This window comes from Amycolatopsis sp. NPDC051071, assembly GCF_040682875.1.
GTDB lineage: Bacteria > Actinomycetota > Actinomycetes > Mycobacteriales > Pseudonocardiaceae > Amycolatopsis.
This window is the reverse complement of the sequence record NZ_JBFBBY010000243.1, coordinates 1-9,109: the sequence shown is the minus strand read 5'-3', so window position 1 is coordinate 9,109 and position 9,109 is coordinate 1. Positions and strand designations below refer to the sequence as shown.

Annotated in this window: 8 protein-coding genes; 6 read left to right on the top strand and 2 right to left on the bottom strand. The window is 68.4% G+C overall.

Annotated elements, in window-relative coordinates; all coding sequences use genetic code 11:
* Nucleotides 1–318: 318 nt before the first annotated feature.
* The 3 genes from AB0M65_RS38640 (at nt 319) to secA (ending at nt 5,230) form a co-directional block, all read left to right on the top strand.
* Nucleotides 319–924: a ComF family protein gene (locus AB0M65_RS38640; protein WP_364039824.1), complete on the top strand. Its 606-nt coding sequence runs from the start codon at nt 319–321 to the stop codon at nt 922–924.
* A gap of 544 nt (nt 925–1,468) precedes the next feature.
* Nucleotides 1,469–2,158 (top strand): ribosome-associated translation inhibitor RaiA, encoded by a 690-nt coding sequence (gene raiA, locus AB0M65_RS38635; RefSeq protein WP_364039822.1) that lies wholly within the window; start codon nt 1,469–1,471, stop codon nt 2,156–2,158.
* 240 nt (nt 2,159–2,398) lie between these two features.
* Entirely contained in the window at nt 2,399–5,230 is a 2,832-nt protein-coding gene (gene secA, locus AB0M65_RS38630) for a preprotein translocase subunit SecA (RefSeq protein WP_364039819.1), read from the top strand.
* 78 nt (nt 5,231–5,308) lie between these two features.
* On the opposite strand, the gene AB0M65_RS38625 is transcribed toward secA, so the two are convergent.
* Complete coding sequence (locus AB0M65_RS38625) at nt 5,309–5,827, bottom strand: Rv3235 family protein (protein ID WP_364039816.1); 519 nt, start codon at nt 5,825–5,827, stop codon at nt 5,309–5,311.
* A gap of 89 nt (nt 5,828–5,916) precedes the next feature.
* Here AB0M65_RS38625 and AB0M65_RS38620 point away from each other — a divergent pair, with 89 nt between their 5' ends.
* A complete protein-coding gene (locus AB0M65_RS38620) occupies nt 5,917–6,357 on the top strand; it encodes an HAD-IA family hydrolase (RefSeq protein WP_364039813.1) in 441 nt (146 codons plus the stop codon).
* On the opposite strand, the gene AB0M65_RS38615 is transcribed toward AB0M65_RS38620, so the two are convergent.
* On the bottom strand, nt 6,354–7,127 hold the full coding sequence (locus AB0M65_RS38615) for an RNA methyltransferase (RefSeq protein WP_364039810.1): 774 nt from the start codon (nt 7,125–7,127) through the stop codon (nt 6,354–6,356). The two genes, AB0M65_RS38620 and AB0M65_RS38615, sit on opposite strands and share 4 nt — an antisense overlap.
* Before the next feature lie 34 nt (nt 7,128–7,161).
* On the opposite strand from AB0M65_RS38615, the gene AB0M65_RS38610 reads away from it, so the two are divergent.
* The gene (locus AB0M65_RS38610) at nt 7,162–8,568 is read left to right on the top strand and encodes a wax ester/triacylglycerol synthase family O-acyltransferase (RefSeq protein WP_364039807.1); all 1,407 of its coding nucleotides are present in this window, start codon (nt 7,162–7,164) and stop codon (nt 8,566–8,568) included.
* Nucleotides 8,565–9,056 carry a hypothetical protein gene (locus AB0M65_RS38605; protein WP_364039804.1) on the top strand — a complete coding sequence of 164 codons (492 nt, stop codon included), beginning with the start codon at nt 8,565–8,567 and terminating at the stop codon, nt 9,054–9,056. The genes AB0M65_RS38610 and AB0M65_RS38605 overlap by 4 nt, the downstream gene beginning before the upstream one ends.
* Nucleotides 9,057–9,109: the final 53 nt, after the last annotated feature.

Here is a 9,109-nt window from a genome sequence, read left to right as displayed (position 1 = left end):
CCGGCCGGCCCCCCCCCCCCGGGGGCCGCGCCTCACATCCACCCCGGCTGTCCTGGGCGCCCCCTTAACCAAATAGGGTGGACGCCTATGGGGACCCCTCATGACACGTCGGGCCCGGGAACTGTCGGAACCCCGGACCACACTCCCGCCATGACCCAGCACCCAAGGCACCCAGAGCGCCTAGTCCACCCAGATCACCCGGAGCCCTCAAGCCACTCAAGCCACCCAAGGCGCCCAGGCCACCCAGATCACCCGGAGCCCCCAAGGCGCCCAGGCCACCCAGGCCACCCACAGCGCCGCAAGCTCCTCGACCTCCTCATCCCCGCCCACTGCGCGTCCTGCGGAGCACCCGGCGCACCCTGCTGCGAGACCTGTCAGACCGTTTGGGGCTCGCTCAGCGAGATCACCCGCGCCCCGACGGCCGGTCTCGTGCCCGTCTACGCCCTGGCCCGCTACGCCGACGAAGCCCGCCGCCTGATCCTCGCCTACAAGGAACGCGGCCGCCGCGATCTCGCGCCGTCCCTTGGCCGGGCCCTCGCCGAAGCCCTGCCGCGAATACGGCCAGAGCACTGCCTCGTCCCGGTTCCGTCGAGACGCCACGCCTCGCGGGTCCGGGGCGGCCCGCATGTCCAGCGGATGGCCGAAGAGTGCGCGAAAGTGCTGGTAAGCAAGGGAAACCTCGCGACGGTCGCGCCCGTCCTCAAGCTCAAGGCCGGGGTCCGCGACGCCGCGAAGCTCACCAGGGCCGAGCGGGCCGTGAACCTCGACGGCCGCATCCGGCTGGTTCCGGGGATTCGTCCGGAGAGGGTCATTCTTCTTGACGACGTGATCACAACCGGAGCGACGGCCGCCGCTTGTACGCGAATGCTGGACGCAAGCGGAATTCACGTTTCCGCGGTTGTCGCACTGGCCGCTGCCGGGTGATCGGAAGGTCACCTACAAGAGTGACGAATACTCGGGAACGGGAATGGGTACAAGGGCGTTGACGAGATATGAGGCAGCTTCCGGGGAACACGCCAACGCCCCGCCACTCCACCGGGGTGGCGGCGGATTCCCCGGGCAGCGTCACCCTCGGCTTTTCCCTGCCCGAAGGCTTGCGCCGTCCGCGTGAAAACAAAGCACCGGGACGACGTCCGACAGGCCGGATTGCCCCGCTGTCACCACTGTCCCCGTCGCATGCGGTGACGAGGTCTCACGTCGTGACATCCCCCGGCTCGGGGGCTGTTGCTCGCGGCGTGATGCAGCTAACGTGCAGCGCTATCAGCAATCCCGGCAGGCAGGGAGGTGACCAGCCCATGTCCCTGGCGCCGGAGCCGCGCTGAGTCCGCGCTCGGGCATCCGACACGAGACGTCGTGGCCGTATCCCGAGTTCTCTCATCGCCCGCGATCACGGGCTTCGTCCCCGCTTTACCGGCGCCCTAGTGAACACATCTACAGCTCGCAGTCATTTCAGCGAGGGAGGTCGTGTATGGACATCGTCGTTAAGGGCCGCAACGTGGAGGTGCCCGAACACTATCGGGCACTCGTCAGCGAAAAGCTGGCCCGGCTAGAGCGCTACGACAAGAAGGTCATCCGTTACGACGTGGAGCTCTTCCATGAGCCCAATCGCCGGCAGTCGAAGAACTGCCAGCGCGTCGAAATCACCGGCAAGGGCCGTGGCCCCGCCGTACGCGCCGAAGCGTGTGCAGGCGACTTCTACGCAGCGCTGGATTCCGCACTGAACAAGCTCGAAAACAGGTTGCGGAAGACACACGACCGCCGGCGCGTGCACTACGGGCGCAGCCGTCCGGAATCCGTCGCCGAGGCGACTTCGATGGCGGCCGCCGGTGGCATGACCACCGACACCGGACATCTGGCAGGCACCGCTGTACTCGAAGCGCCCGAGGCCGAATCCCTGGCCAACGGTTTCGCTGCCGGGAGCGGTGAGGACTTCGAGATGCCCCAGCAGCGCTGGGATGACGGGGTGACCGAACACCAACCCGGTCGCATCGTCCGCGAGAAGAAGCACGACGCGGACCCCATGACGGTGGACCAGGCTCTCTACGAGATGGAACTGGTCGGCCACGACTTCTACCTGTTCAACGACTCCGACGCCGGATGCCCGAGCGTCGTCTATCGGAGGCGAGGCTTCGACTACGGCGTCATCCGGCTGAGTTAGCCAGCCGGACCGGGAACGCCACAGCGTCCATAGCGTCCACATCAGCGGCCCGCACGAGTTCGTGTGCGGGCCGCTGATGTGTCCGGCCCGAGGTCCCGACGGACGGTGCGTGCGCGAACACCGAGGTGTTCCCTACGATGGGGGTCGGACGGCGGCGGTGCGCAACCCGGCGCCGCCGCAGACGAGACTGCCCGGGATCGGCTCGGGTGCGATCACAAACCAGCTAGTGAGGTCGACCGGATGGTGCTGAACCGCCTGCTCCGCGCGGGCGAGGGCAAGATGGTGAAGCGGCTGCGCAACATCGCCGATCACATCAACACCCTCGAAGACGACGTCAAGGGACTTTCGGACACCGCGCTGCGGGCCAAGACCGACGAGTTCCGTAAGCGGAACGCGGACGGCGAGTCACTCGACGACCTCCTGCCGGAGGCGTTCGCGGTGGCGAGGGAGGCGGCTTGGCGCGTGCTCGGCCAGCGGCCCTACGACGTCCAGGTGATGGGCGGCGCGGCGCTGCACCTCGGTCAGGTGTCCGAGATGAAGACCGGTGAGGGCAAGACCCTGACCCAGGTGCTTCCGGCGTACCTGAACGCGCTGTCCGGCAAGGGCGTGCACGTCATCACGGTGAACGACTACCTCGCCAAACGTGACGCCGAGTGGATGGGCCGGATCCACCGCTTCCTCGGTCTCGAGGTCGGCATCATCCTGGCCGACCAGACGCCGGATGTCCGCCGTCAGCAGTACGGCGCCGACATCACGCACGGCACGAACAACGAGTTCGGCTTCGACTACCTCCGCGACAACATGGCGTGGAGCCTCGAGGACTGCGTGCAGCGCGGCCACAACTTCGCGATCGTCGACGAGGTCGACTCGATCCTCATCGACGAGGCCAGGACGCCGCTGATCATCTCCGGCCCGGCCGACCAGTCCTCGCGCTGGTACGTCGAGTTCGCGCGGCTGACCCCGCTGATGAAGGTCGACATCCACTACGAGGTCGACATCCGCAAGCGCACCGTCGGCGTCAGCGAGAAGGGTGTCGCGTTCGTCGAAGACCAGCTCGGCATCGAGAACCTCTACGAGGCCGCGAACACGCCGCTGGTCGGCTACCTGAACAACGCGCTGAAGGTCAAGGAGCTCTACAAGCGCGACAAGGACTACATCGTCCGTGACGGCGAAGTCCTCATCGTCGACGAGTTCACCGGCCGCATCCTGCACGGCCGCCGCTACAACGAGGGCATGCACCAGGCGATCGAGGCCAAGGAAGGCGTCGAGATCAAGGCCGAGAACCAGACTCTCGCCACGATCACACTGCAGAACTACTTCCGGCTGTACGACAAGCTGGCGGGCATGACCGGTACCGCCGAGACCGAGGCGGCCGAGTTCCACCAGACCTACAAGCTGGGTGTGGTGCAGATCCCGACCAACAAGCCGATGGTCCGCGCCGACCAGGCCGACCTCATCTACAAGACCGAGCAGGCCAAGTTCGAGGCCGTCGCCGAGGACATCGCCGAGCGGCACGAGAAGGGCCAGCCGGTGCTGGTCGGCACCACGAGTGTCGAGAAGTCCGAGCACCTGTCGAAGCTGCTGCTCAAGCTGGGCGTCCCGCATGAGGTCCTCAACGCCAAGCACCACGACCGGGAGGCGTTGATCGTCGCCCGCGCGGGGCGCAAGGCCGCGGTCACCGTCGCCACCAACATGGCCGGTCGTGGTACCGACATCGTGCTCGGCGGCAACCCGGACCTCATCGCCGACGAGGTGCTGCGTGAGCGCGGCCTCGACCCGGTGGAGCACTCCGAGGAGTACGAGGCCGCTTGGCCGAAGGTGCTCGCGGAGATCCAGGCCGAGACCAAGGCCGAGGGTGAAGAGGTCCGCGAAGCCGGCGGCCTGTACGTACTCGGCACCGAGCGGCACGAGTCCCGCCGGATCGACAACCAGCTCCGCGGTCGTTCCGGCCGTCAGGGCGACCCTGGCGAGTCCCGGTTCTACCTGTCGCTGGGTGACGAGCTCATGCGCCGCTTCAACGCGACGATGGTCGAGCGGGTCATGACCACCATGCGCCTGCCGGACGACGTGCCGATCGAGCACAAGATGGTCTCCAAGGCCATCAAGAGCGCGCAGACGCAGGTCGAGATGCAGAACATGGAGATCCGCAAGAACGTCCTCAAGTACGACGAGGTGATGAACGAGCAGCGCAAGGTGATTTACGCCGAGCGCCTGCGTGTCCTCGAAGGTGAGGATCTGCGCGAGCAGATCGAACACATGCTGGTCGACGTCATCAACGCGTACGTCTCCGAAGAGACTTCGACGGGCTACTCCGAGGACTGGGACCACGAGAAGCTGTGGACGGCGCTCAAGACGCTGTACCCGGTCAAGATCACCTGGGACGAACTCACCGCCGAGGACGATCTGGACGCCGACAGGCTGCGCCAGGCGCTGCTCGAAGACGCTCACCGCGCGTACGACGAGCGTGAAGCCGATATCGACAGCAAGGTCGGCGAAGGCGCGATGCGCAGCCTGGAGCGTCAGGTGATGCTCACCGTGCTCGACCGCAAGTGGCGTGAGCACCTCTACGAGATGGACTATCTCAAGGAGGGCATCGGGATGCGGGCGCTGGCGCAGCGCGACCCGGTCATCGAGTACCAGCGCGAGGGCTTCGACATGTTCCGCGCGATGCTGGAGTCGCTGAAGGAGGAGGCCGTCGGCTTCCTCTTCAACCTCCAGGTCGAGCAGGCCGAGCCCGCCGCGCCGTCGCCGGAATCCGCGTCCGCGCTGCCCGCCGGTGTCTCGTCCGGGAACGGCCAGGCCGCCAACGGCGACGGGCGCCACGCGCGTCCGGCGCCGCCGCAGGCACCGGCGACCGACACCGAATCCGTGCCGAACGCCTTGCGCGGCAAGGGACTCGGTGGCGGATCGCAGTCCGGGCTGACCCTGTCCGGCCCGTCGGAGGACGGCGGCGTCGAGTCGCATTCGGACGGTAGCGACAGCGCCGGTGGCGACCAGAGCGGGACCCGCCGGGAGCGTCGTGCCGCCCAGCGCGCCTCCCAGAAGAAGGGCAAGAAGGGCCCGCGCCGCTAAACGCAGCTGAAGGGGCCTTTCACCGCGTCTCATGCGGTGAAAGGCCCCTTCGTCGCGTCTCATGCGGGAAAGTCCCTTTCAGCACGCGGTGAGCCGGAGCGCGGACACCCGTCGCGGCGGCTTCAGCAGAGTGAAGCGGGTGCACACCCAGCCGGTCGCTTTCCGCTCGAAGCGGGCGGCCAAGGCGAGAAACCGAGTGCTCTGCTCGACGGTCGCGCAGGCCTCGATGACCCCGTCCACCGGATGACACAGGTGGACCGACTTCGGCCGGTAGCCGCCGGGCGGCCGTCGACGGGCGCGAGCGAGCAGCACGGTATGGAGCGCGGGGTCGAGGATCGGTTCGACCTGGGCCGCCGGACGGCGTCCGTCACACGCCTCGAGGATCGTGGTGAGCAGCCTGCCGACCTGCCGTCCGTCCAGCGTGTCCGGGCCAGGGCCCGGCGGCGGTGTCTGCGAGAACCCGCTGCCGGACAGCGGCAGGTCCAGCATGAGCTGGTTGTCCGGCGGCGGCACGCGGTGCACCGCCTCGTTCCGGCGGAGCGCGAGCCGCCAGGCGGGCTCGAACGGTTTCAGCCGTCTCAGCACGTACGAAGTCATCAGGTCGCCCCCTCCGCGGCCCCCTCGGCCGCGCCCAGCAACTAAGGGCGCGAAGACGTGCTTCCCGGCGACACGAACCCCCCGAGAGTATGAAACGGGCAGGAAACGCTTGTGGTCGCCGCAGGTACGGTGGAGTGGTGCTGAAAGGGCTGGTCATCGACTACGTCGGGGTGCTGACGGACTCCGGCGCGAACGAGCTGTACGCGTATCTCCTTGCCGCCAGGGAACGCGGCATCCGGACGGCTCTGCTCTCCAACGCCCCCGGCGCGTCGGACGAGGCCAAGCGGACACTGGACCCGTTCTTCGACGCGCTCGTCTTCTCCGGCGAGGTCGGCGTGGCCAAACCCGAACCTGAGGTCTACCTGCTCACCGTGGGCCTGCTCGACCTGCCCGCCGACAGCTGCGTGTTCGTCGACGACGCCGCGCACAACGTCCGCGCCGCTGTCGCGGCCGGGATGGCGGGGGTGCACCACACGTCGGTCGGGGAGACCCTGACCGAGCTCGGAGCCTTGTTCTCGGAGAGCGGCTAGCTTTGCGGAGCCTTGGCGCGTCGCACGAGTTCGAACGAGAGCACCGCGGCGGCGGCCGACACGTTCAGCGACTCGACCTCGCCCGGCATCGGGATCGACACCCACTCGGTCACCAGCTCGCCGACCTCGGCGCCGACGCCGTTCGTTTCCCCGCCCAGCACGAACGCCGCACGCTGCGGCAGCTCGACATCGAAGACCGAACTCCGGGCCGACGCGCCCAGCGCGTAGATCCCGTACCCGGCTTCGGTGAGCATCTCGACGGCCTCGCGTGCGCTGCCGCAGCGCAGTACCGGCGCGCGGAACGCGACCCCGGCCGAGGCCTTGACCACCATCGGGTCGAGTGCGGCGACCCCGCGCCGCGGCACCACGACGCCGCCCAGCCCGGCGGCGGTGGCGGTGCGCAGGATCATCCCGACGTTCGCCGGGGTGGTGATCCCGTCGAGCAGCAGCACCCGCGACGGCGGACGGCCTTCGGACAGCGCCGCGTGCAGCGACCGCATGCGTGGCGCGACGACGTCGGCCAGCACGCCCTGATCCTGTTTGCCGTTGCCTGCCAGCACCTTGACCCGGTGCGCGCTAGCGCGCTGCACCGGCACCCCGGCGGCCTTGGCCGCGCGCTCGATCTCGGCGGCGTTCTGCCCGCGCACGGTGTCGGCGAGAATCACCTTGTCCACCTCGAGCGCCGCGTCGTCCAATGCTTCGAGCACCGGTTTCCGCCCGTACACCGTCAGGAACCGATCCTTCGGCGAGATCGCCGACTCATCACCCACACCGGCGAGTGTCCCACTATGTAAGGATCGGCCCATGCCCGACCGCCTCACCGCGCTGGACGCCTCGTTCCTGTACGTGGAAGACCACTCGACCCCGATGCACGTCGGCGGCGTGGCGATCTTCGAACGACGGCGCGACGGCTTCGCCTACGAGCAGCTGCTGGACCTGATCGGGCAGCGGCTGGCTTTCCTGCCGAGATACCGGCAGCGTGTGCTGGCGGTCCCGGGCCATCTCACCAGGCCGGTGTGGGTCGACGACGTCGATTTCGACCTCAACTACCACGTCCGCCGGTCCGCGCTGCCGCGGCCGGGCTCCGACAGTCAGCTGTCCGACCTCGTCGCACGCCTGATGTCGCGGAGGCTCGACCCGGGAAGGCCGCTGTGGGAGGCGTACTTCGTCGAGGGGCTCGCGGGAGACCGTGTCGCGCTGGTGACCAAGACGCACCAGTCCGTTGTGGACGGAATCGGCACCATCGATCTCGGCCAGCTGATCCTCGACGCCACCCCGCAGGAACCGGAACCGTTCGACGACACCTGGCATCCGCGCCGCGAACCGAGCCGCACCCAGCTGATCCTCGACGCGGTCGCCGAGACCGTGCGGCGGCCGACGGAACTGGTGGAGAACGTCCGGTCCATCGCCCACGACGCCGCCGCGATGGCGGGCAAGGTCACCGAAACGGTCGGCGACGTCGCGTCGGCGCTGAAGACGATGGTGAATCCGGCGCCGTCCGGACCGCTCAACGTCCGTACCTCCGGTGGCCGCGTGTTCGCCGTGGTCCGCACCCGGCTGGAGGACTTCCGCAAGGTCAGGGCCGCGCACGGCGGCACGGTCAACGACGTCGTGCTGGCGGCGATCACCGGCGCGCTGCGGGAATGGTTGCTCTCCCGCGGGTCGACGTTGACCGCGACGACCACGGTGCGCGCGCTGGTGCCGATGGCCGTCCGCGACGCCGAAACGGCCGAGTATTCGACACCGGCGCTGCTCGGGAACCAGGTCGACGCCTACCTGATCGACCTCCCGGTCGGCGAGCCGAACGCCGTCCTGCGGCTTCAGCACATCGGGCACGCGATGGCGGATCACCTCGATTCTGGCCGCTCGGTCGCCGCGCGCGGATTGCTGACCGTCGGCGGTTTCGCGCCGGCGACCCTGCATTCGCTGGGCGCGCGGGTGGCCGGATCGATGTCGGGGCGCATCTTCAACGTGCTGATCACGAATTCGCCGGGCCCGCAGGTGCCGCTCTACGCGGGACAGGCGAAGATGGTGGAGATGTACCCGGTCATGCCGCTGGTGCGCAATCAGGCGCTGGCGATCGGGGTCACCTCGTACCACGGCGGTGTCTACTTCGGACTGAACGGCGACCGCAAGGCCGTGTCCGATGTGGACCTTCTCGCCGGGATGATCGAGGAATCGTTGGAAGAGCTGAAAGGTGCGCACTGGTGAGGGTCTATCTACCCGGGACGATCGCGATGCTGCGCGATCTCGAAACCGCCGGTGAGTTCCGGGCGCGCAGCGGCACGGGGTTCGCGCTGACCCCGGCACTGCGGGAGTCCTACGCCAGCGGGTCCGACGAGGAACTGGAGTACGCGGCGCTGCTGGACGCGGCAAGGGCGTCGCTCCGGCTCATCGAGGCCGAGGAGAAGGGCGAACCCCGGCGGGTGGTCGTCTCCGCCGACGTCGAAGACGCCAAGCCGCGCCCGGACCTCGACGCCGCCGTCGTCCGGCTTTCCGGGCCGGTGAAGATCGCCGATGTCGCCGCGATCCACGTCGACGCCGCCGAGGCGGAGGAGTCCGTGCGGGCCGCCGCCGCGGTGATCGACCAGGCCGACCTCGGCGACCCGGACGCGGAGTTCACCCTCGGCGACGCCGAAGACCACGAACTCGCCTGGTACGCGCCCCAGGAACTCCCCTTCCTGCTCGAACTCCTGTAACCCCTGGCGTTTAGTCCTCTGGTTGCGGTACTTGCACACGCAAGTACCGCAAC